Here is a 24625-nt window from a genome sequence, read left to right on the forward strand (position 1 = left end):
CGGGGTGCGGCGCCTCGCGCCCTCGGCCCGCCTCGCGCCTCGGGTGGGACCGGCGCCGCGTCACACGCGCAGCGTCACCAGGCACAGCGTCACCACGCACCGCACCGCACCGCACCGTGACAGCAGGGGGTTACATGAGATCAAGCCGCTCCAGAACACTGCGCACCCGCGCCGGTCTGGCCTGGGCAGCCGCGCTGCCGCTGGTCGCCGGCGCACTCGCGCTCGGTGCACCCGCCGCCGACGCCGCGGGCCACGACGGCGGCCGGCACGCACTCCAGGGCACCAAGCCCCTGTGGGCCACCCGGCAGGCCGACCAGGGCGCCACCTCCGCCGCTGCGGGTGTCACCGCCCGCGTGTATTTGGCCGGCCGCGACGCCAAGGGCCTCGCGGACCACGCCAGGGCGGTCTCGGACCCGCACTCGGCCGCGTACGGGAAGTACCTGAGCCCCGCCCAGGTGCGCTCCCGCTACGGTGCCACGCACGAGCAGATAGCCGAGGTGACCGACTGGCTGGAGACGTCCGGCCTGAAGGTCACCGACACCACCAACCGCTATCTGGCGGTCAAGGGTGACGTGGCCGCCGCTGAGCGGGCCTTCGCCACGGACCTGCACAACTACCGCAAGAGCGGACACACGTACCACGCGCCGTCGGCCACCGCGTCCGCCCCCGCATCCCTGGCCGACGCGGTGCTGACGGTCACCGGTCTGGACAACGCACCGCGGCTCGCCGAGCACCACTCCGCCGAACTGCCGCCGCCGTCCGCGGTCTTCCGCAACTCCGGACCGTTCTCCTCGTACTACGGCTCCCGCACCGGCAAGGGCCTGCCCTCGGCCTACGGGAGCAAGGCGCCGTACGCCGTCAAGGGCTACACCGGCAAGCAACTGCGCGCCGCCTACGGAGCGAAGGGCTGGACCGGCAAGGGCGTCACCGTGGCGATCACCGACGCCTTCGCCTCGCCGACCATCGCCGAGGACGCGAGCAGGTACGCGGCCCGCAACGGTGACCCGAGCTATCGCGGCGGCCAGCTCTCCCAGGTGCTGCCGGAGAAGTACTCGCACATCGAGGAGTGCGACGCGGCGGGCTGGTACGGCGAGGAGACCCTCGACGTCGAGGCCGTGCACGCCGTCGCGCCCGCGTCCGACATCGTCTACGTCGGCGGTGCCTCCTGCATGGACGACGACCTGCTGGACTCGCTCGGCAAGATCGTCGATGGGCATCTCGCCGACATCGTCTCCAACTCCTGGGGTGACATCGAGGCGAACGAGACACCGGACGTGGCGGCCGCCTACGACCAGGTCTTCCAGCAGGGAGCGGTGCAGGGCATCGGCTTCTACTTCTCCTCCGGCGACAACGGTGATGAAGTCGCCAACACCGGCACCAAGCAGGTGGACACTCCGGCGAACTCCGCATGGGTGACCGCCGTGGGCGGCACCTCGCTGGCGGTCGGCAAGCGTGACACGTACCGGTGGGAGACCGGCTGGGGCACCCTGAAGGCCGTCCTGTCCAAGGACGCCAACAGCTGGGACGGCTTCCCCGGCGCCTTCACCAGTGGTGCGGGCGGCGGCACCAGCAGGACCGTCGCGCAGCCGTACTACCAGCGCGGAGTCGTCCCGGACGGACTCGCGAAGGCGGGCGGCGCGGGTGCGATGCGCACCGTCCCGGACATCTCGGCGGTCGCCGACCCCAACACCGGTTTCCTCGTCGGCCAGACCCAGACCCTGCCGGACGGATCGCTGGGCTACGACGAGTACCGGATCGGCGGCACCTCCCTGGCGGCGCCGGTGATCGCCGGCGTACAGGCGCTGGCCCAGCAGGCCCGGCACGGCGTCGCCATCGGCTTCGCCAACCCCGGCATCTACCAGCGCTACGGCACCGGTGCCTACCACGACGTCACCGACCACCCGCTGGGTGCCGGCCGTGACCTGGCAGTGGTCCGCGTCGACTACAACAACGGCACCGACGCCGGTGAGGGCACCACGACGTCCCTGCGCACCCTCGGCAAGGACAGCAGCCTGCACGCGGTCGTCGGCTACGACGATGTCACGGGCGTGGGCTCGCCGAGCGCCGGATATGTGAGGTCCTACCGCCCCTGAGGCAGCTCCGGAGGCCGCCTTGGGACCGTCCCTGAGGTGGTCCCGTCCTCACCGCCGCTGCCGGGGCCGCGACAACCGGGCCCGGCAGCGGCGGGCCGGGGCGAGGGCGCGGGCCCGCCGGGGGTTGAACCTGAGCGCGGGCGCCGCACGCCCTGCGGTACCCTGGCGCCATGCGTGCCGTACGCCTTCTGCTTAGCGGGCCGCGCTGATCAGTTCCGACCGGGCCATCCGCTGTGGCCGCCCGGGTCGGCATCGGCGCGGCGTCCCCTCCTGTGCGAGGGGCATTTTTGTTTCCGCAGAAACCGTGTCCGCAGCAGCCGCAGGCAGAGACGATCGATGGAGCTTTGAAGACGATGAGCGAGACGACCACCTCCCCCGCCGCTGATGGCGCGGGCGGTACCCCCACCGAGGTGGCGGCGCCGCACCGCTATACGGCCGCACTGGCCGCAGACATCGAGGCACGCTGGCAGGACTTCTGGGAGTCGGCGGGTACCTACGAGGCCCCGAACCCCAGTGGCGACCTGGTCGGCGACGCCGCGCAGGTGGACCGCCCCAAGAAGTTCATCATGGACATGTTCCCGTACCCCTCGGGCGCGGGCCTGCACGTCGGCCACCCCCTGGGCTTCATCGCCACCGACGTCTTCGCCCGCCACCAGCGCATGACGGGCCACAACGTCCTGCACACCCTGGGCTTCGACGCCTTCGGCTTGCCCGCCGAGCAGTACGCCGTGCAGACCGGTACCCACCCCCGGACCTCCACCGAGGGCAACATCGTCAACATGCGCCGCCAGCTGCGTCGCCTGGGCCTGGGGCACGACCAGCGCCGCTCGGTCGAGACGATCGACCCGGCGTACTACAAGTGGACGCAGTGGATCTTCCTGCAGATCTTCAACTCCTGGTACGACCCGGGGGCGGACGCCGCCCGGCCGATCGACACGCTGATCGCGCAGTTCGAGGCCGGCAGCCGGCAGACCCCCGACGGCCGCCCCTGGGCCGAGCTGAGCAACGCCGAGCGGGCCGGTGTCCTGGGCGAGTACCGCCTGGCGTACGCCTCGGACGCGCCGGTCAACTGGTGCCCCGGGCTGGGCACGGTGCTGGCCAACGAGGAGGTCACCTCTGACGGCCGTTCCGAGCGCGGCAACTACCCGGTGTTCAAGGCCAAGCTGCGCCAGTGGAACATGCGGATCACCGCCTACGCCGACCGGCTGCTGAACGACCTGGACGCGCTGGACTGGCCGGACGCCATCAAGCTGCAGCAGCGCAACTGGATCGGCCGCTCCGAGGGCGCGCGCGTCGACTTCCCGGTCGGCGACGACAAGATCACCGTCTTCACCACCCGCCAGGACACCCTGTTCGGCGCGACGTACATGGTGCTGGCGCCCGAGCACGAGCTGATCTCGGGCTCCGAGAACGGCACCGGCTCCATCGTCCCGGCCGCCTGGCCCGAGGGCACCCACGACGTGTGGACCGGTGGGCACGCCACCCCGGGTGAGGCCGTCGCGGCCTACCGCAAGCAGGCCGCGTCCAAGTCCGACGTCGAGCGACAGGCCGAGGCCAAGGACAAGACCGGCGTCTTCACCGGCGCGTACGCGACCAACCCGGTCAGCGGCGAGCAGGTCCCGGTCTTCATCGCCGACTACGTCCTGATGGGCTACGGCACCGGCGCGATCATGGCCGTCCCGGCGCACGACAGCCGTGACTTCGCCTTCGCGCGGGCCTTCGAGCTGCCCATGCGCTGCGTCGTCGAGCCGTCGGACGACCGCGGCACCGACCCCTCCACCTGGGACGAGGCCTTCGGCTCGTACGACGCCAAGATCGTCAACTCGGCCGGTGCGGAGATCTCGCTGGACGGGCTGGGCGTCACCGAGGGCAAGGCCAAGATCACCGAGTGGCTGGCCGCCGCGGGCATCGGCGAGGGAACCGTCAACTTCCGGCTGCGCGACTGGCTGTTCAGCCGGCAGCGGTACTGGGGCGAGCCGTTCCCGATCGTCTACGACGAGGACGGTGTGGCGCACGCGCTGCCCGAGTCGATGCTGCCGCTGGAGCTGCCCGAGGTCGAGGACTACTCGCCGCGCACCTTCGACGCCGACGACGCCGACACCCAGCCCGAGACCCCCCTGTCCCGCAACGAGGACTGGGTCAACGTCGACCTGGACCTGGGGGACGGCGCCGGCGTCAAGCGCTACCGCCGCGAGACCAACACCATGCCCAACTGGGCGGGTTCGTGCTGGTACGAGATGCGCTATCTGGACCCGAACAACGGCGACGCGCTGGTCGACCCGGCCATCGAGCAGTATTGGATGGGCCCGCGGGACGGCCAGCCGGCCGGCGGCGTCGACCTGTACGTCGGCGGCGCCGAGCACGCGGTGCTGCACCTGCTGTACGCCCGTTTCTGGTCCAAGGTGCTGCACGACCTGGGGCACGTCTCGTCCTCCGAGCCGTTCCACAAGCTGTACAACCAGGGCATGATCCAGGCCTTCGTCTACCGGGACAGCCGCGGTATCGCGGTGCCGGCGGCCGAGGTCGAGGAGCGCGACGGCGCGTACTACTACCAGGGCGAGAAGGTCAGCCGCGTCCTGGGCAAGATGGGCAAGTCGCTGAAGAACGCCGTCACCCCGGACGAGATCTGCGCCGAATACGGCGCGGACACCCTGCGGCTGTACGAGATGGCGATGGGGCCGCTGGACGTCTCCCGCCCGTGGGACACCCGCGCGGTCGTCGGCCAGTACCGGCTGCTGCAGCGGCTGTGGCGCAACGTCGTGGACGAGGCGACCGGTGAGGTCACCGTCGTCGACACCGAGGCGGACGAGGCCACGCTGCGTGCCCTGCACAAGGCGATCGACGGTGTCACCCAGGACATGGAGAACCTGCGGTTCAACACCGCCATCGCCAAGGTCACCGAGCTGAACAACCACCTGACCAAGGTGGGTGGCCCGGTGTCCCGCACGGTCGCCGAGCAGCTGGTGCTGCTGGTCGCCCCGCTGGCCCCGCACATCGCCGAGGAGCTGTGGAGCAAGCTGGGCCACGCCGAGAGCGTGGTGCACGCGGACTTCCCGGTGGCCGACCCGACGTACGTCGTGGACGAGAGTGTGACCTGCGTCGTGCAGATCAAGGGCAAGGTCAAGGCTCGCCTGGAGGTCGCCCCGTCGATCTCCGACGCGGACCTGGAGGCCGCCGCGCTGACCGAGCCCGCGGTGGTCGCCGCGCTGGGCGACGCGGGCATCCGCAAGGTGATCGTCCGGGCGCCGAAGCTGGTCAACATCGTGCCGGCGTAGCACCCGGCCGTCGCGGCCTGCGGCGGACCGCCACGGCGGGTGAGGGGCGGTAGTACCGCATCCTGCACATCTGCCATGGGTGCTTTCCCCTACGGGCAGGTTGGGGGTTCGAAGGGAACCCCTGACCTGCCCGAGCCGTTTACGGTGGAAGTACAGGGCGCGGGCTGCGGGCCGTGCCGCCGACACCTCTGGGGAGAGCCCATGGAAGCTGTTGTCGCCATCCTCGGGCTGCTCTTCGTGCTGTTCGTGGCGGCCGGGGTGTTCGCCACGGTCAAGGCGGTGCAGGCGACCAAGCGGGGCGTGGACCGGACCGTCGCCCAGGCCCGCAGAACCGTCGAGGACACCAGCCTGCGGGCGCGCACGCTCGCCCAGCCGGGCGTCGTCGGCGAGCTGGCGCAACTGCGACTGTCGCTGCGGACGTCCATGCGCGCCACCCAGGACGTCCTGCGGACCGGCTCGCCGGACGACGCCTCGCTCAGCGAGGCGGCCGGCCTCTTCGAGCGGCTCAGCGCACACGGCCATGAGCTGGACGGCGAGCTCAGGCGGCTGGAACGGGAGCCCGACCGGGCGACCATCGGCGCCCGGTTGCCGGACCTCCGGGAGCGTACGGAACAGATCACGCGCTCCGCGGAGGCGCTGCGCTGGGCGGCGCGCGACCGGGCACGGAAGTTCGCCGAGGACGATCTCGCGGCGCTGAGCGATCAGATCGACGTCGAGGCGGGGGCGCTGCGCCACTGGACTCAGGAGGCGCCCCGGACGTCGACAGGGGAGCCGTCGGAGGGCGGGGTCGTGGGCGCGAGCGACGTTTTCGGTGCTGGTGCTGGTGCTGGTGCTGGTGGCGGGGCGCGGCAGGGGGCGGCTGCCGGCACGCCGGACGGGCGCTCGTGGGGGCCGTCGCCGGATGAGCCGCAGGCGATCACTGCCCGGGATCCGCGCGCGGAAGCGTCGTATCCATGGCAGAAGACGCGGCGGCCCGAGGAGACCACCTGAGGGCGCTCGGGGGCCCTGGAGAGCGGCCCGCGGGCCGGGTTGTCCCGGCGCTCCTGGGGCACTGATGGACGTGGGGGAGGGCCCGCACTGTCGGGCCGCGGGCCTCCCGGATAATCTCCCAGTCATGTCCCGCCATGTCGCGATCGTCACCGATTCCACGGCCTACCTGCCACGGGCGGCACTTGAGCGCCACCAGATCACGGCCGTGCCGCTGACCGTTGTCCTGGGGGACCAGGCCCTGCAAGAGGGCACCGAGATCTCCGCGAGATCCGTGGCGCAGGCGCTGCAGAAGCGCAGGCCGGTGACGACGTCCCGGCCGAGCCCGGCCGCCTTCGCCGACACCTACCGGGCGGTCGCGGAGTCCGGTGCGAGCGGCATCATCTCGCTCCACCTCTCCTCGGAGTTCTCCGGCACCTATGACGCGGCGGTCCTCGCGGCCAAGGAAGCCCCCGTTCCGGTGCGCGTCGTGGACACCGGCATGGTCGCCATGGCCCTCGGGTTCTGCGCCCTGGCGGCCGCGGAGACGGCGGAGGCCGGCGGGGACATGGACGAGGCGGTGGCGGCCGCGGAGAAGCGCGCGGCGGGCACCTCCGCCTACTTCTACGTCGACACCCTGGACTACCTGCGGCGCGGCGGCCGGATCGGCGCGGCGCAGGCGCTGCTGGGCTCGGCGCTCGCCGTAAAGCCCCTCCTGCAACTGGCCGACGGCCGTATCGAAATGCTGGAGAAGGTCCGTACGGCGTCCAAGGCCATCGCCCGGCTGGAGGAGATCGCCGCGGAGCGGGCGGGGGAGGGACAGGTCGACATCGCCGTGCACCATCTCGCGGCAGTCGAACGGGCGGACGCGCTGGCCGAGCGGCTTCGGGAACGGGTTCCTGGGCTGCAGGAGCTGCATGTGAGCGAGGTGGGCGCAGTGATCGGCGCGCACACGGGGCCGGGTCTGCTGGGGACAGTGATCTCACCGCGCTGAGCGGTGGCTGGGAGAGTCCTGTGGGTGACGGACTTATCCACAACTGGCCTGCTATCCACGGAATGTGGCGACGCTCGGCAGGATCTGGCCGGGGTGCTTAGCGTCGGGCGGTATGAACTCCGGGTTTCTTTCTTCAGGCGCATCAACGTCGACGGCCGTATCAGCTTCGGCGGCCGTATCAACTCCAGCCGGCGCATCAACTTCAGCTACTGCGGGCGCCGGGCCCGGCCGGGCGGCTGCATCCGACCTGCGGAACCGGGACCGCAGGCGCAGGCTCACGCGTGAACGGGTACGGGATCGTGAGCGAGCGCGGGTGCTGCGCCGTCGGCAGCATGTGTCGGGGCATGCCGACCGTCGCCACGACGCCGCCGCGGCGGTACGCGCACGGGCCGCTGCGCTCTTTGCCGACGCGGAACCCGCGCGCCCCCCTCTGGGGCCGCTGGCACAGCCCGCCTCACCCGATCCACCAGTTCCGACTCCGGACCCGGCGGGACGCCAAGATCGCGAACTGCCGCCGCCTGACGTGCCGCACGGCTCGGGCGGCCGGTGGGAGCGGGCACGGCTGGCTGCGTCCGAAAGGCTGCCGTTGTGGGTCCAGTCGCGGTGTGGCACGGACCCGAAGGCGCTGGCTGCCCTGCTCCTCGTGCTCGTGGTGGCCGTGGGCTTCGCCGTTCAGCATTTCTGGTCCGGGCGTCCCGAGCCGTTACGGGCCCCGGCGGTCGAACGGGCCGCCACCGCTGTCGACGTCTCCGCCCGCGACCGCTGCGGGGGCGAGCGGCTCGGCGGGCGCCGCGAGCCGGGAGCTGGTCGTCGATGTCGCGGGAAAGGTCCGGCATCCCGGCATTCACCGTCTGCCGGCCGGATCACGCGTGACCGACGCGCTCCGGGCGGCGGGCGGTGTGCTGCACGGCGCGAGTACCCGTGGCCTGAACCAGGCCCGGCTGCTGGCCGACGGCGAACAGATCGTGGTCGGCGTTGTGGGTGCCCCAGGAGGCGCTGCAGGGGGAAGTGGTGCGGGTTCGGTAACCGGGGCCGGTGAGGCGGGGGTTGGCGGTGTCGGAGGTGGGGGGCCGGGTTCTGGCGGCGGTCCGAGCGCGCCGATCAGTCTCAGCACCGCGACCGAGGGGCAACTCGACACCCTCCCCGGTGTGGGCCCCGTACTCGCTCGGCACATCGTCGAATTCCGTAGCGCCCATGGCGGGTTCACCTCGGTGGACCAGCTCCGTCAGGTGACCGGGATCGGTGATCGCCGGTTCGCCGACCTGCGGCCTCTGGTGCAGCCATGACCCGCACACGCACCGCGGTGCACGCGTCCGCGGCGTCGCCGCACGGCGCATCGGACCCTCGCCAGGAAGGCGCCGCCGATCTGCGCCTCGTGGCACCGGCGCTGGCAGCCTGGGCAGCCGCGGCGATCGCTCTGGGAGCCCCGGGTGGCGCAGTGGCCGCGGTCTGTGCCGTGGCAGTCGTCCTCGCAGCTGTGTCGTTACGAGCCGCCGTAGGCAGGCGCAGGGCGGAGACGGGGGAGACGGGGGAGACAGTAGGAAGCATTCAGGCTGCAGGGCCGTCGGCTGCCGGCGCGGCCGGAAGCACCACGCGGGAGCCGTCGGATGCGGAGAGGGCATCCGCAGAGGAGCTGTCGCATGCGGAGCTGTCACCGGGGCGCTCCACGGCAGAGCACTCACCGGGGCGTCGTTCCCGTCCGCTTCGCCTCTGGTCGGCCGGGACGCTGGTCGCTCTGGCGGCGCTGCTGTTGAGCGCTGCGGCCGGGGCGGCTTCGGCGACGCTGCATGCGGCGGATCTGCGCCGTGGCCCCCTCCCCACCTGGGCAGAGCGCTATGCACAGGTCACGGTCGAGCTGGAGGTGACCGGTGATCCGAGGGTGACCCGTCCCAGGGTGCGCGGATCCCAACGCACGCCTCCCGCCCTGGTCTTCACCGCCGACGCACTCCGCGTCACAGCCCCTGACGGGACGATCAACGCCGTCCGGACGCCTGCCCTGGTCGTCGTTCAGCAGCACCGCGCGGGTGGCGAGGAGAGTGGCGGGGAGACGGGCCACGCGGCCCGCAACGAGTCCTCCGCCCGGAACGGACCGGGTAACGGGCCGCGTGCCGAGGCTCACGGCGGGTGGTCGTCGGCATGGCGTGGGCTGCTGCCGTCGACACGCATCCGTGTGGTGGCCCGTGCCGCGCCGCCGACCTCGCCAGGCGAACCGGTCGCCGCGGTCCTCCGGGTGACCGCCGACGCGCCGCCGCGAAAGGTCGGGCAGCCATCGGTCCTTCAGCGGATGGCCGGAAACCTGCGTGGGGGGCTCCGCGAGGCCACCGACGGCCTGCGCCCCGACGCCCGCGCGTTGCTTCCCGGCCTCGTGGTCGGCGATACCTCTCGGGTGTCCCAGGAGCTGGACGATGCCTTTCACGCCACGGACCTGACGCATCTGCTCGCCGTCTCCGGCAGCAACCTGACCATTGTTCTCGCTCTGCTGATCGGTCCGCCGCACCTCGCGGTACGTGCCGAACGCCGAGGGCTGGCGCCGCGCCTGCGCTTGTCGCTGCGGGGCACGGCTCTGGTCGGGGGTGCGCTCGCGCTCGTCTTCGTCGTGGTGTGCCGGCCGGACCCCAGTGTGCTGCGAGCCGCCGCCTGCGGGCTGATCACGCTTCTGGCGATCGGTACGGGGCGCCGCCGCTCCTTGCTCCCCGCGCTCGCCGCCGCGGTGCTGCTGCTGATCCTCTACGACCCTTGGCTCGCTCGTAGCCACGGCTTCCTGCTTTCCGTCCTGGCGACCGGAGCGCTGCTCCTTCTCGCACCGCGCTGGAGTGCCGCGCTCCAGCGGCGTGGGGTGCCGCCCCGGCTCGCCGAGGTGCTCGCCGCCGCGGCCGCCGCGCAGGCCGTCTGCGCACCGGTCGTCGCGGTGCTCGCCGCCCGGGTCGGGCTCGTCGCCGTGCCCTGCAATCTGCTGGCCGAGCTGGCCGTTGCCCCCGCCACCGTCCTCGGCTTCGCCGCGCTGGCCGCCGCACCGCTCGCGCCACCGCTCGCCCACGCGCTTGCGTGGGGCGCCGGGTGGCCCACCGAGTGGATCGCCGGTGTCGCGCGTACGGGGGCGGCGCTGCCCGGCGCGGAGTTCGGCTGGCCGGGTGGCTGGGTGGGCGGGGCCCTGCTGGCGGCCGCCACCGTGGCGCTGGTGCCGGTCGGCCGCAGACTCCTGCGCCGCCCGTGGCTGTGTGTGGTCTGCGCCCTGGCGTTGATCCTGGCGGTCTGGCGCCCGGCCCCGTTCACCCGCGTCCTCACGGGGTGGCCGCCGCCCGGGTGGCGCGCCGTGGTCTGCGATGTGGGGCAGGGGGACGGCCTGGTCCTCGCGGCCGGCGACGGTGCGGCGTTGGTGGTGGACGCCGGCCCGGAGCCCCGTGCCATCGACCGCTGCCTCACCGACTTGGGAATCCGCCGTATCCCGTTGCTGGTTCTGACGCATTTCCACGCCGACCATGTCGACGGTCTCCCGGGTGTGCTGCGCGGTCGTTCGGTCGGCGCGATCGAGACCACGACGCTGCAGGAGCCGCCGGGCCAGGCCGGCTTCGTACGCAGCAGGGCGGCGGCCTCCCGTGTGCCGGTGCTCCGCGCGGTACCGGGGGAGCGGCGCCGCCTGGGCCCGCTGACCTGGGAAGTCCTCTGGCCGCCCGCCCCCGCGGGCCCATTCCCGGCGGGCCCAGGGGCTCCGGCCTCCCCACCACCGCCGTTCACGGAGGGTCCCAACGATTCCAGCGTCACGCTGCTCGTCCGGACGGGCGGACTCACGATCCTCCTGCTGGGGGATCTCGAACCTCCGGCTCAGCAGGCACTGTTGGCCGCTCACCCGGAGCTGGCCGCTGTGGATGTCCTCAAGGTGGCCCACCACGGCTCGGCCTACCAGGACCCGCAGTTGATGCGCCGGTTGGCGCCCCGCTTGGCGCTGATCTCCTGCGGCGCGGACAACCCGTACGGCCACCCGGCACCCCGCACGATCGGGGCGTTGCAGGCCATGGGCGCCCGGGTGCTGCGTACCGACACCGATGGCGCCATCGCGGTCCTGGGCGCACGGGACGAGCTGTCCGCGGCAGTGAGGGGCCGAGGACCCGTGAGCCGGGCGGCAGGAAGGCACGCGCGCGGAAGCCGTCTGCCCAGAAGGCGTCCACCCGGAAGCCATCCGCCCACAAGGAGTCCACGCAGAAGCCATCCGCGCACACGGAGTCCCCCCAAGGTGCGTCGTCCGGAAGGCGGCCGCACCGCGGGCCTCTGGCTGGAAGGGGCCGAGCGACGGTGATGGCCATCGCCGCCTCCCGGTGGAGCCCACGCTGCGAGCACGCCCACGCCGCCGTCACCTGCCGACCAGCTGCTGACCGGCACCGGCACCGGCACCGGCAGTGGCACCGGCAGTGGCACCGGCAATGGCGCCTGCGCGTGCCCACGTCGCCCCGGCCTCGCTCTTCCTCTCCTCCCCGAACCAGGATCTGTAGACTCCAGATTATGAAGATGAGTGAGGGCGTCGAGTGGGGTCTGCACTGCTGTGTGACCCTGGCTTGGCTCGATGGGGAAGGGCCCGTGTCGACCGCCCGACTCGCGGCTTCCTTCGAGCTTCCGGCGGCCTATCTCAACAAGCGGCTGCAAGCGCTCGTACGCGCCGGAATACTGAGTTCCACCCCAGGGGCCCGTGGTGGTTTCCGGTTGGCGCGGCCGCCGGAGCGGATCACCCTCATGGACGTCGTGGCGGCGATCGAGGGCACCGATGACGCCTTCCGCTGCATGGAGATCCGCCGGCAGGGTGCCGGCGCCGAGGCATCGGGCCGGGAGTTCGGCCGGCCCTGCGGTATCGCCACGGCCATGCGCAGAGCCGAACTCGCCTGGCGCCGCGAGCTCGCCGCCCAAACGGTCGCCGATGTCATGGCGGGCGTCCCCGCCTCGGCCGCCGACCGCACCCGCCGCTGGTTCGCCTCCGAGAGGACGCACGGCTGATGGACTTCGCCGCCACCGAGGCATATCTCCGCCGCATCGACGCGGTCCGCCCAGCGTCCCGGGACGCCGATGCGCTGCGCAGCCTGCACCTGAGCCATCTGCGTACTGTCCCGTTCGAGAATCTCTCCATTCACCTCGGTGAGGAGATCGTGCTCGCGGAGCAGCCGTTGCTGGACAAACTCGTCGGTGCCCGACGCGGTGGTTTCTGCTACGAACTCAACGGAGCCTTCGCCGCCTTGCTCCGAGCGCTCGGCTACGAGGTCGAGTTGCTGGCCGCCCGAGTCTTCGGCCCCGGCGGCCCCGGGATCCCGTACGACCACATGGCGCTGCGGGTTCTCACTCCCACCGGGCCGTGGCTCGCCGACGTCGGCTTCGGCAGGCACAGCCACTATCCGCTGAGTCTGGGCGAGCGCGGTGACCAGCCGGATCCCGGAGGGGCCTTCCGTATCGAGGAGACGTCCGAGGGTGATCTTGATGTCCTCCGGGACGGTGAGCCGCAGTACCGCATCGAACAACGCCCGCGCGCACTTGCCGACTTCGAAGTCGGCTGCTGGTGGAATCGCACCTCACCCACGTCCCACTTCACGCAGTCCCTGGTCTGCTCGCGGCTCACGGAGACCGGTCGGGTCACGCTCTCCGGCCGTACGCTCGTGATCACCGATGCCGAGGCCGAGTCCGAGTCCGGGGCGGAAGCCGCAGCCGGGGGAGGGGGCCGGTCCGGCGGCGCTCGGCGTGAGCGTGAGTTGGAGGCGGACGAGGTCATTCCGGCTTACGCCATCCACTTCGGCATCACGCTGGACCGGGAGCCGACCGTGCGTCCTGTGCAGCACCGAGCGGGCCCACCGGCGGGCTCTTAGGCCCCCAGGGCCGCGCCAGGAGCTGCCCACGGCTTACCCGGAGGGCGGAGCCAAGAGCTATCAGGCCGAGCCAAGAGGCGCCCACGGCTACCCCGGAGGGCGGAGCACCCGGCCACCTCCGGCACCCGGCCCCTCCGGCACCCGGCCCCCCGCCACGCCGCTACTCCGCCTCGCGCCAGCCCTCGTACTCCGCGGCGAGGCTGTCGAGCTGGGCCGGGTCGTACGCGGCGTCCGGGTCCTCGACGACCACCAGCCACTGGGCGTCCTCCGCGTCGTCCTCGCCGGCCAGGGCATCCCGGACGAGTTGCGGCTCCTCAGTGAGCCGGAATCGCTCTGTCAGCGCCTCGGTCAATTCCTCCGCCGCATCGCGGTCGGGCAGTACCAGTACGTGTCGCAGGTGTTGTGCATCATTCACGTGGCCCATTGTCCGGTAACCGCGGAACTGCCTCGCCGACCGGCCCCGCTGTCGGTCTGCTGCCGATCCGCAGATGGTCCACCGCCCGGTCCTCTTGGCCGGACCCGCCCGACGGCTCCCGCGGGCGGGCCGGGCGGTGGTGTCAGTGGAGCGTGGGATGCTGGACCGCGATGGCCAGGAAGACAGCTAACGATGACCCGCTCGCCCCCGTGACGCTCGCGGTGGGCCAGGAAGACCTGCTGCTGGATCGCGCCGTGCAGCAGGTGGTGGCGGCCGCCCGTGCGTCCGACGCGGACACCGACGTGCGCGACCTCACCTCCGATCAGCTGCAGCCCGGCACTCTCGCCGAGCTCACCAGCCCCTCGCTCTTCGCCGAGCGCAAGGTAGTGGTGGTGCGCAACGCCCAGGACCTCTCCGCGGACACCATCAAGGACGTCAAGGCATACCTCGGGTCGCCCGCCGAGGAGATCACGCTCGTTCTGCTGCACGCCGGCGCAGCCAAGGGCAAGGGTCTGCTGGACGCGGCCCGCAAGGCAGGCGCGCGGGAGGTGGCCTGCCCCAAGATGACGAAGCCGGCCGACCGGCTGGCCTTTGTGCGGGGCGAGTTCCGTGCGGTGGGCCGCTCCGCGACACCGGAGGCATGCCAGTCGCTGGTCGATGCGATCGGCAGCGATCTGCGCGAGCTGGCTTCTGCCTGCTCGCAGCTGACTGCTGATATCGAGGGCACCATCGACGAGGCGATCGTCGCGCGCTATTACACGGGCCGGGCCGAGGCATCGAGCTTTACGGTCGCGGACCGCGCCGTGGAGGGCCGTGCCGCCGAGGCGTTGGAGGCGCTGCGCTGGGCGATGTCCACCGGCGTGGCGCCCGTGATGATCACGAGTGCGCTCGCCCAGGGCGTCCGGGCCATCGGCAAGCTGGCCTCCGCCCCGCGCAATGCCCGCCCCGGTGACCTCGCCCGTGATCTGGGCATGCCGCCATGGAAGATCGACCGGGTACGGCAGCAGATGCGCGGCTGGTCCGCGGATGGGGTGGCGACGGCGCTGATCGCGGTGGCCGAGGCCGACGCCGGTGTGAAGGGCGGCGGGGACGACCCCGAGTACGCCCTGGAAAAGGCCGTCGTGACGATCGCCCGCGCGGCCCGCTCCCGCTGACCGGCCCGCTCCCCGGACTGGCGAGCTCCCCGGACCGGTCGGCTCCCGTTGGCCGGCCCCCGGACCGGCGAGCTCCTGCTGACCGGCCCGTTCCCCGGACCGGTGAGCTCCCGTTGACCTGCCCCTTCCCCGGACCGGCGAGCTCCTGCTGACCGGCGCACCCTCCCTACCGCGAGGTCTTCAGCCGCCTGAGCGTTTCCGTGGCGCTGGTCTTCAGCATCGTCGCCACCTCGGTCGAGGTCGGCTGCTTGGTGGCACTGCTGCTCGACGCATAGCTCGACCACGTCGACTGATACGTCAGCCACCCGTCCCGTACGCCGAGGATCACGTACGAGCCGCTGCTACTGCTGCCCTCGTCCTTGCGCGTCACCAGATACGCCTCGTCGCCGATGCCCTGGACGGACTCGACCCGGTAGCCGACCGTGCTGTCCTGCTTCTCGTACGAGCGGTAGCTGTCCGCGAACTCCGGGCCGGGGTCGGTCTTCTTGTGCAGGGCCGCGGTGTTGTAGATCCAGGTCGAGGAGTAGTCGGAGCTGCTCGCGTTCCGCTGCTCCAGTGCGGTGTTGCACCACATGGAGTCCATCGAAGTCTGCTGGGCGCCGCTGTGCTGCGGGTTGGCGCTCTTCGTGGACGAGCCGCTGTTGTCCTTGGTCCGGTAGCCGGCGTTCTCGAAGGGCGTCATCGAGGTCGTCGCGCACAGGTCACTGGTGTAGGCGTAGCCCGCGAGGTCGGGGCTGGGTTCGGACTCGCTGAAGCTGCCGGTCGCGAACATCACCGATGCCCAAATGGCGGAGGCGGCGACTGCCCCGCCGACCGCCCACCACCATCCGGATCCGCCCCGGCCGGTGCCACCCGGAGCGCCCGGCGCTCCTGCGGGGGCGGCCGGCAGGCCCGTGGCCGGGTAGCCGTAACCGCCCGGGCCTTGCGGCGGGACGGGCTGGGCGTACGGATTCTGCTGCGCGGGCACCGGGTTCTGCGGTGCGGGCACCTGACCGTAGGGGTTCGGCTGCGGCTGCGGATATGGGCTGTTCTGATCCCCCGAGATGGACATAGCGGCAGAGTAGCGGACCCGCCGGTCGGTTAACCCCGGCCGACGGCCTGTGACCTGCTCGCTGGAGAGCTGTGGACACATCACCCACCCCACACGTCCCCCCACACGCCACCCCACCCCACACGCCACCCCCGAACGCACCGCACCCACCCCCAAAGACGAAAGGCCCCGCCTTCGCCCCGGGGAAGGGGCGGAGGCGGGGCCTTCGCATCAAGCGTTCGCGGCTCCTTCGGCGGAAGTCCGCCGGGGTGAGCCGGGTGCGCCGCACCCGCGTGGCGAACGCAGGCCGTGTGCGGCGCGGTGTGCAACGTCAGGGAGCGGAGAGAGGGGCCGCTGAGTCCCTGTCGGCAGAGGTCTTACGGGTGGTGCGGTAAGCGAAGGGTCAGCCCTTGAGGCCGGCAACCTTCTTGGCCAGCGCCGACTTCTTGTTGGCGGCGGCGTTCTTGTGGATGACACCCTTGCTGACGGCCTTGTCGAGCGTCTTGGCAGCGGCGGCCTGGGCGGTGGTGGCCTTCTGCAGGTCACCGGCCTCCACGGCCTCGCGGGTGCGACGGATCGCGGTCTTGAGAGTGGACTTGACAGCCTTGTTGCGCTGACGAGCCTTCTCGTTGGTCTTGATCCGCTTCATCTGGGACTTGATGTTCGCCACGAAAGAGCCTTTTCAGGTTCGTTGGAGTTTCGATTCGCGCTTCGCACTTGAGAGGGCACGAAGCGCAGTGGACCAGGCTACCAGCAGGCTTCGCGGCGTCCCAAACCGGACCGGGGCCGCCGCGCATGGGACGATGGGGGAGACGTCACACCTGCGGGTGCGTCCTACGGACCACGGCGGGTCCGCGGCGTCCGGCACGGTACCTCGCGGCATCGTCGGAACTTTCCGGGTAGACCCCTTACACGGAAGTCCGTCGCCGGCGACGTGCCGTACCGGACGACGCGGCCCGCTCCGCCCTGACCCGTAAGACCGCCCGAGTTCCGCTTACCTGCGTTCACTGAATGGACCCTGCGTGCCCGCGACCCCAACGAACGTGCCGGAGCCGAGCCGTACCGACCCGGCTCTCCTCCGTAACTTCTGCATCATCGCGCACATCGACCACGGCAAGTCGACGCTCGCCGACCGGATGCTTCAGCTCACCGGTGTCGTCGACCAGCGGCAGATGCGCGCGCAGTACCTCGACCGCATGGACATCGAGCGCGAGCGGGGCATCACGATCAAGTCCCAGGCGGTCCGTCTGCCCTGGGCCCCCACCGAGGGGGAGGAGAAGAGTGGGACAACCCACATTCTCAACATGATCGACACCCCTGGCCACGTCGACTTCACCTACGAGGTCTCCCGCTCGCTCGCCGCGTGCGAGGGCTGCATCCTCCTGGTCGATGCCGCTCAGGGCATCGAGGCCCAGACGCTCGCCAACCTCTATCTGGCGATGGAGAACGACCTCACGATCATCCCGGTCCTCAACAAGATCGACCTGCCGGCCGCCCAGCCGGAGAAGTTCGCCGCCGAGCTGGCGAACCTCGTCGGCTGTGAGCCCGAGGACGTGCTGCGGGTCTCCGCCAAGACCGGCGTCGGCGTGGGCGAGCTGCTGGACAAGGTGGTCCGCGAGGTGCCGGCCCCGGTCGGCGTCAAGGACTCCCCCGCCCGCGCGATGATCTTCGACTCGGTCTACGACGCCTACCGAGGCGTGGTGACGTACGTCAAGGTCGTCGACGGCACGCTCGGCAAGCGCGAGCGCATCAGGATGATGTCGACCGGCGCCACGCACGAGCTCCTCGAGATCGGCACGAACTCCCCCGAGATGAAGCCGGCCGACGGCCTGTCCGTCGGCGAGGTGGGCTATCTCATCACCGGTGTGAAGGACGTCCGCCAGTCCAAGGTCGGCGACACCATCACCCAGCTCAACAACGGTGCCACCGAGGCGCTGGGCGGCTACAAGGACCCCAAGCCGATGGTGTTCTCGGGGCTGTACCCGCTGGACGGCTCGGACTACCCGGAGCTGCGCGAGGCGCTGGACAAGCTCCAGCTCAACGACGCCGCCCTGGTCTACGAGCCGGAGACCTCCGCGGCCCTCGGCTTCGGTTTCCGCGTCGGCTTCCTCGGCCTGCTGCACCTGGAGGTCATCCGCGAGCGCCTGGAGCGGGAGTTCGGGCTCGACCTGATCGCCACCGCGCCCAACGTGGTCTACCGCGTGGACATGGAGGACGGCGCCGAGCATATCGTCACCAACCCCAGCGAGTTCCCGACCGGCAAGATCGACAAGGTCCACGAGCCGGTCGTCCGGGCGACGCTCCTGGCGCCCAGCGAGTTCATCGGCTCGATCATGGAGCTGTGCCAGAACCGCCGCGGTGTGCTGCTCGGCATGGACTACCTCTCCGAGGACCGCGTCGAGATCCGCTACACCCTGCCGCTCGCCGAGGTCGTCTTCGACTTCTTCGACGCCCTCAAGTCCAAGACGCGCGGCTACGCCTCGCTGGACTACGAGCCCACCGGCGAGCAGGCCGCCGACCTGGTGAAGGTCGACATCCTGCTGCACGGCGACAAGGTCGACGCGTTCTCCGCGATCACGCACAAGGACAAGGCGTATGCCTACGGCGTGCGGCTGGTCGCCAAGCTGCGCGAGCTGATCCCGCGGCAGGCGTTCGAGATCCCGGTCCAGGCCGCCATCGGCAGCCGGGTCATCTCCCGCGAGACCATCCGCGCCATCCGCAAGGACGTCCTCGCCAAGTGCTACGGCGGTGACATCTCCCGTAAGCGGAAGCTGCTGGAGAAGCAGAAGGAGGGCAAGAAGCGGATGAAGATGGTCGGCAGCGTGGAGGTCCCGCAGGAGGCCTTCATCGCGGTGCTGTCCTCGGACTCCGACGGCGAGGCCAAGGCGAAGAAGTAGTCCGCCGGGAAAGCATCGCCGCACGGCATTCGTCAGAGTTGAGCAGGGCGCAGGTCCCCCGTGGGCCTGCGCCCTGTCGGCTGTCCGAGTGGGTTCCGGAAGAAATACGGAGCGTTACGTTCCGGGGACGCATCTCTGCTGCTACCTGTCGGGACCTGCGGTTTTGCGGGAGGTGCGGCTCTCTGCCGGGTGTCAATATTGCCCTGTACACCTATCGCACTGGTCACATCGTGAACGAGTCGGCCGTAGCCCCTTACGCGTCGGCGCAACGCGCTCTAGTCTGATCACTGCTCAAAGGTTACTCGCGAGTCACCAGCAACGAAGCGGGCCCCGGAGGATGCCGTGACGGACACCCACACGCTGATCGAAAACCGGCCGCCTTCGGTGGCGACCCTGTTCCTGGAACGGGTCGCGGCCACGCCCGATATCGAGGCCTATCGCTATCCGGTGCCGGCCGCCTCGGGCGAGGGGCCGGACGACTGGAAGACGATCACCTGGGCGCAGGCCGCCGAGCGGGTCCTCGCCACCGCCGCCGGTCTGATCGCCCTCGGCGTCAACCCCGAGGAGCGGGTGGCGCTCGCCTCCTCCACCCGCGTCGAATGGGTTCTGGCCGACCTCGGTGTGCTGTGCTCCGGCGCCGCCACCACCACGGTCTACCCCAGCACCAACACCGAGGAGACCGCCTACATCCTCGCCGACTCCGGCAGCCGGGTCCTGATCGCGGAGGACGCGGGGCAGCTCGCCAAGGCCCGCGAGAAGCGGGCTGAGCTGCCCGACCTGGCCCATGTCATCGTCATCGAGGAGGCGGACGCGCAGGCCGCGGAGGAGGACCCGGACGGCTGGGTGCTCTCCCTCGCCGACCTGGAAAAGCGCGGCGCCGCCTACCTCCAGGAGCACCCGGACTGTGTCACCGAGCAGGTCGCCGCGTTGCGCGCCGACCAGCTGGCGACCCTGATCTACACCTCCGGGACCACCGGCCGGCCCAAGGGCGTACGGCTGACGCACGACTGCTGGTCGTACATGGCCCGCGCGATCCAGTCGACCGGGATGGTCGCCGAGGAGGACGTGCAGTACCTGTGGCTGCCGCTGGCGCACGTCTTCGGCAAGGTGCTCACGGCCGGCCAGGTCGCGGTCGGCCATGTGATCGCCGTCGACGGCCGGGTCGACAAGATCATCGAGAATCTGCCGGTGGTGCGGCCGACCTACATGGCCGCCGTCCCCCGGATCTTCGAGAAGGTCTACAACGGCGTCGCGGCCAAGGCCCGGGAGGGCGGCGGCGCGAAGTACAAGATCTTCCAGTGGGCGGCCGGGGTGGCCCGTGAGTACGCCAAGGTCTCGCAGGACAACTTCCGCCGCACGGGCAGCGCCTCGGTGCCGTTCGCGCTCGGCGCCAAGCACAAGGTCGCCGACACCCTCGTCTACGGCAAGCTGCGGGAGGCCTTCGGCGGCCGGCTGCGCGCGGCGGTCTCCGGCTCGGCCGCGCTCGCCCCGGAGATCGGCTACTTCTTCGCCGGCGCGGGCATCCACATCCTGGAGGGCTACGGCCTGACGGAGTCCAGCGCCGCCAGCTTCGTCAACCCCGGTGAGGCGTACCGCACCGGCACCGTCGGCAAGCCGCTCCCCGGTACCGAGGTGCGGATCGCCGAGGACGGCGAGATCCTGCTGCGCGGCCCCGGCATCATGGAGGGCTACCACGGTCTGCCCGACAAGACCGCCGAGGTCCTGGAGTCCGACGGCTGGTTCCACACCGGTGACATCGGGGAGCTGTCCGACGACGGCTACCTGCGCATCACCGACCGCAAGAAGGACCTCATCAAGACCTCCGGCGGCAAGTACATCGCGCCGGCCGAGGTGGAGGGCCAGTTCAAGGCGGTCTGTCCGTTCGTCTCCAATGTGCTGGTGCACGGCGCCAACCGGAACTTCTGCACCGCGCTGATCGCCCTCGACGAGCCGACGATCATGAGCTGGGCGAAGGAGCACGGCCTGGCGGGCAGGACCTACGCCGAGGTTGTCGCCTCCGAGCAGGTCCGCGAGCTGGTCGACGGCTATGTCGAGCGGGTCAACGAGGGGCTGCAGCGCTGGCAGCAGATCCGCAAGTTCCGGCTGCTGCCGCGTGACCTGGACATCGAGCACGGCGAGGTGACCCCCAGCCTCAAGGTCAAGCGGCCGGTGGTGGAGCGGACGTTCAAGGATCTGCTCGACGACATGTACGCGGGATCGGTGGAGGCGTAGCGGCGCGCGACGACCGGCCGCGCGGGGCGGTGCGGGGTGGCGGGAGCCGCTCGGCACCGCCCCGCGCCGTTCCCGAGGCCCGGCTCCGCTGAGCGCGTGCCGGTGGCCCCGTTCGGCGCTGCACGCACGCCCCGCCCGCACCGTCCGCCGCACCGGCCCCGTTGCGGCAGTGGTCCGTACGGGTGGTTCGCCCCCGCCCGACGGTCCCGTCACCTCGGCCCGCGGCACCCCCTGTGACCACGGACTTCGGTCACTCGGTGCTTATGGGTGCGCTCGTTCTGTCACTCTGTCGGTGGCGCATCCGGCGCCGTAGCGGAGCTGCTCGGGAGTTGCGCAATGCGGACGACAACTTCATCCCAGCGGGACGACGTCACAGTGGCGGGTGCGGTGGCCGGCAGCGGCTCCCGCGGGGCGCCGCCTGCGGATGCCGCGGGTGCGGTCTTCCCAGGCCCCGCCGGGGGCGCCGCCCGCTCCCGGCGGGCCCGCCTCCCCGGGGATCCGAGGGCCGCGGCCGATGCCCGGCAGTTCGTCAGGACCGCGTTCGACGACTGGGCCGCCCAGGAGCTGCCCGGCGCCGAGGGGCTCACCGGCCGACTGGCGGACGAGGCGGTGCTGCTGGTCAGCGAGCTGGTCACGAATGCCGTGGTGCATGCCGGCACGGCCGTGGAGCTGCGCTGCCGCCTGGAGCCGGGAGAGTCGGCGGAGCCCGGGGACCCGGAGGCGCACGCGGGCGCGCGGGCGGCCACCGATGCCGCGCTCCCCGAGGGCGACACGGAGGAGGCCGGCCGCGCGGGCGTCGTCATCGAGGTCTCCGACCACCACCCGGCGCGGCCGGTGCGCGGCCGGGAGGACGGTGCGGCCTCGGAGGGCGGTGGCCACGGCTTGCAGCTGGTCGGCGCGGTTGCCGAGTCCTGGGGCATCACCTACCGCCGCGCCATGAAGACCGTGTGGTTCCGTCTCCCCGTCGGGGCGCCGGAGGGCGCGGCCCTGCCCGAGTCGGAGATCTTCTTCGACCACCAGATGCTGCAACGCGGGCTGCGGGCCGCCGAGCTGCTGGCCCCGGCGCCGCGCCGGGCCGCCCGGCAGCACTCCGACGCGGAGTGGATCCACCACGGTGCGCTGTCCTTCCTCGCCGAGGCGTCCGACCTGCTCTCCGGTCAGCTCGATGCCGATCAGGTCGCGTCCCTCGCCGCCCAGTTGAGCGTGCCGCGGCTCGCCGACTGGTGCGCGGTGTGGCTGTACGACGGCGACGGCGGCGCTCCGGGGCGGGGCATCGACGCGGCGGGGGAGACGCAGCGGCTGGCCCGCGTCTGGCACTCCAACGAGAGCCGGATCGACGCACTCCGAGCGGCTCTGGAGAAGGACCCGCTGCCGGGAGCGGCCCGCGGCGGCGCCCTCGGCCAGCTGCCCACCGCGGTGCCCTGGCCGCACGAACCGCAGGGCGAGGGCGGTGCGGCGCTGGCCTGCCCCCTGGTGGCGGGCGGCCGCCGGCTCGGCACCCTGCTGCTCGGCCGCGGCGGCCTGCCGTGTTTCCCCGACGAGGTGGTCGGCCTGATCGAGGACCTCTGCCGCCGGGTCGCCCGCGCCGTCGCCACCGCCCGCGCCTACAGCCGGCAGGAGCGCATCAGCCAGGTCCTGCAACGCCGCCTGCTGCCCCGTGGGCGAGCTCAGGTGCCGGGGGTGGAGTCGGCGGTCGTCTACGAACCGCGAGAGGGCGCCTGGGCGGGCGGGGACTTCTGGGATCTGTTCGACGCGGGCGACGGCCGCTGGTGCTTCGCGCTCGGCGATGTCTGCGGCAGCGGCCCCGAGGCGGCCGCGGTCACCGGGCTGGCGCGGCCGGTGCTGCGGCTGCTGGCCCGGGACGGCTTCGGCGTCGGCGAGGTGCTGGACCGGCTCAACAAGACCATGGCGCGGGAGGCCGCGGATTCGGTGGCGGCGGTCGCGGCCGCCGTCGCGGCGGCCGGTGCGGGCGCCGAAGCGCCGGTCGAGATCCGCGACGAGGGCGAGCAGGCCCGCTTCCTGTCGCTGCTCTACGGCGAGATCGTGCCGTACCGCAACGGCTCCGGCGGTGCCCGTTGCACCCTCGCCAGCGCCGGCCACCCGCTGCCGCTGGTGCTGGGCGCGGACGGCGCGGTCCGGGTCGTCGCGGTGCCGCAGATGCTGCTGGGAGTCGTGGAGGACGCCTCGTATGTGAGCGAGTCGTTCGACCTGTGCCCCGGTGAGACGCTGCTGTGCGTCACCGACGGGGTGACCGAGCGCCGCTCGGGGCGGCGCCAGTTCGACGACGAGGAGGGCCTGACGACCGCCCTCGCGGCCTGTACGGGCCTCGGCGCCGGTGCCATCGCCGAGCACATCCGCAGCACGGTCCACGCCTTCGCACCGACACCGCCCGACGACGACCTGGCCCTGCTGGTTCTCCAGGCGGCGGCGGTCGCGCCGGCGTAGGCGGGCGCGCGGACCGAGCCCGTGTGCGGATGACGGACAATGGTCTCCATGCCTTCCGCACTGCCTGATGGTGAGCCGATGCCCGAGGACGGGGCGCTGCCCGGTCATGCGCTGGCGGGGGCGGCCGGACGGCCCCTCGGCTTCTATCTGCACGTGCCGTACTGCGCGACCCGCTGCGGCTACTGCGACTTCAACACCTACACCGCGAGCGAGCTGCGGGGCTCCGGCGGCGCCCTCGCCTCCCGCGACAACTACGCCGACCACGTCGTGGCGGAGATCCGGCTGGCCCGCAAGGTGCTGGGGGACGACCCCCGCCCGGTCGAGACAGTCTTCGTCGGCGGCGGCACCCCGACCCTCCTGCCCGCCGCCGACCTCGGCAAGATGCTGGCGGCCATCCGCGAGGAGTTCGGCCTCGCGCCGCACGCCGAGATCACCACCGAGGCCAACCCGGAATCCGTCGATCCGCGCTACCTCGCCGAGCTGCGGGAGGCCGGCTACAACCGGGTCTCCTTCGGCATGCAGAGCGCGCGGCAGCACGTGCTGAAGGTCCTCGACCGCACGCACACCCCGGGGCGCCCAGAGGCATGTGTCGCGGAGGCGCGCGCGGCCGGCTTCGACCACGTCAACCTCGACCTGATCTACGGCACGCCGGGCGAGAGCGACGACGACTGGCGGGCCTCGCTGGACGCCGCGATCGCCGCAGGACCCGACCATGTCTCGGCCTACGCGCTGATCGTCGAGGAGGGCACCCAGCTGGCCCGCAGGATCCGCCGGGGCGAGGTCCCGATGACCGATGACGACGTGCACGCCGACCGCTATCTGATCGCCGACGAACGCCTGGCCGCGGCCGGTTTCACCTGGTACGAGGTCTCCAACTGGGCCACCTCCGACGCCGGGCGGTGCCGTCACAACGAGCTGTACTGGACCGGCGCGGACTGGTGGGGCGCAGGCCCCGGGGCGCACAGCCACGTCGGCGGCGTGCGCTGGTGGAACGTCAAGCACCCCGGCGCCTACGCGCAGGCCCTGGCGGAGGGCCGCTCTCCCGGCGCCGGCCGCGAGATCCTTCCCGACGAGGACCGTCGCGTGGAGCGCATCCTGCTCGAACTCCGGCTCTCCGACGGCTGCCCGCTGGACCTGCTCGCCCCCGCGGGCGCCCGCGCGGCCGCCCGCGCCCTGGCCGACGGCCTCCTGGAGTCCGGCCCGTACGAGCGCGGCCGCGCCGTGCTGACCCTGCGTGGACGCCTGCTGGCGGACGCGGTGGTGCGGGACCTGGTCGACTGACCC

The 24625-nt window shown here is 71.8% G+C and carries 16 protein-coding genes; 13 read left to right on the forward strand and 3 right to left on the reverse strand.

Translation table 11 applies throughout. The annotated features are described in order from the left end of the window. Window positions 1-134 precede the first annotated feature (134 nt). The 8 genes from ACH4FH_RS22440 (at window position 135) to ACH4FH_RS22475 (ending at window position 13168) form a co-directional block, all read left to right on the forward strand. The gene (locus ACH4FH_RS22440) at window positions 135-2093 is read left to right on the forward strand and encodes a protease pro-enzyme activation domain-containing protein (protein ID WP_398557647.1); all 1959 of its coding nucleotides are present in this window, start codon (window positions 135-137) and stop codon (window positions 2091-2093) included. A 353-nt stretch (window positions 2094-2446) separates the two neighbouring features. After that, window positions 2447-5368 (forward strand): leucine--tRNA ligase, encoded by a 2922-nt coding sequence (locus ACH4FH_RS22445; protein ID WP_398557648.1) that lies wholly within the window; start codon window positions 2447-2449, stop codon window positions 5366-5368. 201 nt (window positions 5369-5569) lie between these two features. After that, window positions 5570-6358, forward strand: a complete 789-nt coding sequence (locus ACH4FH_RS22450) for a hypothetical protein (protein WP_398557649.1) — start codon at window positions 5570-5572, stop codon at window positions 6356-6358. A gap of 124 nt (window positions 6359-6482) precedes the next feature. Continuing rightward, a complete protein-coding gene (locus tag ACH4FH_RS22455; protein WP_398557650.1) occupies window positions 6483-7328 on the forward strand; it encodes a DegV family protein in 846 nt (281 codons plus the stop codon). Window positions 7329-7672: 344 nt separating this feature from the next. Beyond that, the gene (locus ACH4FH_RS22460; protein ID WP_398557651.1) at window positions 7673-8614 is read left to right on the forward strand and encodes a helix-hairpin-helix domain-containing protein; all 942 of its coding nucleotides are present in this window, start codon (window positions 7673-7675) and stop codon (window positions 8612-8614) included. Between the two features lie 17 nt (window positions 8615-8631). Continuing rightward, window positions 8632-11622: a ComEC/Rec2 family competence protein gene (locus ACH4FH_RS22465; protein ID WP_398557843.1), complete on the forward strand. Its 2991-nt coding sequence runs from the start codon at window positions 8632-8634 to the stop codon at window positions 11620-11622. A 203-nt stretch (window positions 11623-11825) separates the two neighbouring features. Further along, window positions 11826-12311 carry an RrF2 family transcriptional regulator gene (locus ACH4FH_RS22470; RefSeq protein ID WP_398557652.1) on the forward strand — a complete coding sequence of 162 codons (486 nt, stop codon included), beginning with the start codon at window positions 11826-11828 and terminating at the stop codon, window positions 12309-12311. Next, window positions 12311-13168: an arylamine N-acetyltransferase gene (locus ACH4FH_RS22475; protein WP_398557653.1), complete on the forward strand. Its 858-nt coding sequence runs from the start codon at window positions 12311-12313 to the stop codon at window positions 13166-13168. Before ACH4FH_RS22470 ends, ACH4FH_RS22475 begins: the two co-directional genes overlap by 1 nt. Before the next feature lie 160 nt (window positions 13169-13328). On the opposite strand, the gene ACH4FH_RS22480 is transcribed toward ACH4FH_RS22475, so the two are convergent. Next, window positions 13329-13592: a hypothetical protein gene (locus ACH4FH_RS22480; RefSeq protein WP_398557654.1), complete on the reverse strand. Its 264-nt coding sequence runs from the start codon at window positions 13590-13592 to the stop codon at window positions 13329-13331. Between the two features lie 161 nt (window positions 13593-13753). Here ACH4FH_RS22480 and holA point away from each other — a divergent pair, with 161 nt between their 5' ends. Beyond that, entirely contained in the window at window positions 13754-14737 is a 984-nt protein-coding gene (gene holA, locus ACH4FH_RS22485) for a DNA polymerase III subunit delta (protein WP_398557655.1), read from the forward strand. 166 nt (window positions 14738-14903) lie between these two features. Here the strand turns inward: holA and ACH4FH_RS22490 are convergent, their stop codons facing one another. Both ACH4FH_RS22490 and rpsT read right to left on the reverse strand, forming a co-directional pair. Then, window positions 14904-15788: a hypothetical protein gene (locus ACH4FH_RS22490; protein WP_398557656.1), complete on the reverse strand. Its 885-nt coding sequence runs from the start codon at window positions 15786-15788 to the stop codon at window positions 14904-14906. Between the two features lie 382 nt (window positions 15789-16170). Next, on the reverse strand, window positions 16171-16437 hold the full coding sequence (gene rpsT / locus ACH4FH_RS22495) for a 30S ribosomal protein S20 (RefSeq protein ID WP_398557657.1): 267 nt from the start codon (window positions 16435-16437) through the stop codon (window positions 16171-16173). 352 nt (window positions 16438-16789) lie between these two features. Here rpsT and lepA point away from each other — a divergent pair, with 352 nt between their 5' ends. From lepA to hemW, 4 genes are all read left to right on the forward strand, one after another. Continuing rightward, on the forward strand, window positions 16790-18664 hold the full coding sequence (gene lepA, locus ACH4FH_RS22500; protein ID WP_398557658.1) for a translation elongation factor 4: 1875 nt from the start codon (window positions 16790-16792) through the stop codon (window positions 18662-18664). Window positions 18665-19006: 342 nt separating this feature from the next. Beyond that, window positions 19007-20896, forward strand: a complete 1890-nt coding sequence (locus ACH4FH_RS22505) for an AMP-dependent synthetase/ligase (protein WP_398557659.1) — start codon at window positions 19007-19009, stop codon at window positions 20894-20896. 336 nt (window positions 20897-21232) lie between these two features. Continuing rightward, window positions 21233-23341 (forward strand): SpoIIE family protein phosphatase, encoded by a 2109-nt coding sequence (locus tag ACH4FH_RS22510; RefSeq protein ID WP_398557660.1) that lies wholly within the window; start codon window positions 21233-21235, stop codon window positions 23339-23341. 48 nt (window positions 23342-23389) lie between these two features. After that, a complete protein-coding gene (gene hemW, locus ACH4FH_RS22515) occupies window positions 23390-24622 on the forward strand; it encodes a radical SAM family heme chaperone HemW (protein WP_398557661.1) in 1233 nt (410 codons plus the stop codon). Window positions 24623-24625 lie beyond the last annotated feature (3 nt).

Source organism: Streptomyces sp. NPDC017993 (genome assembly GCF_044328065.1).
Lineage (GTDB): Bacteria > Actinomycetota > Actinomycetes > Streptomycetales > Streptomycetaceae > Streptomyces.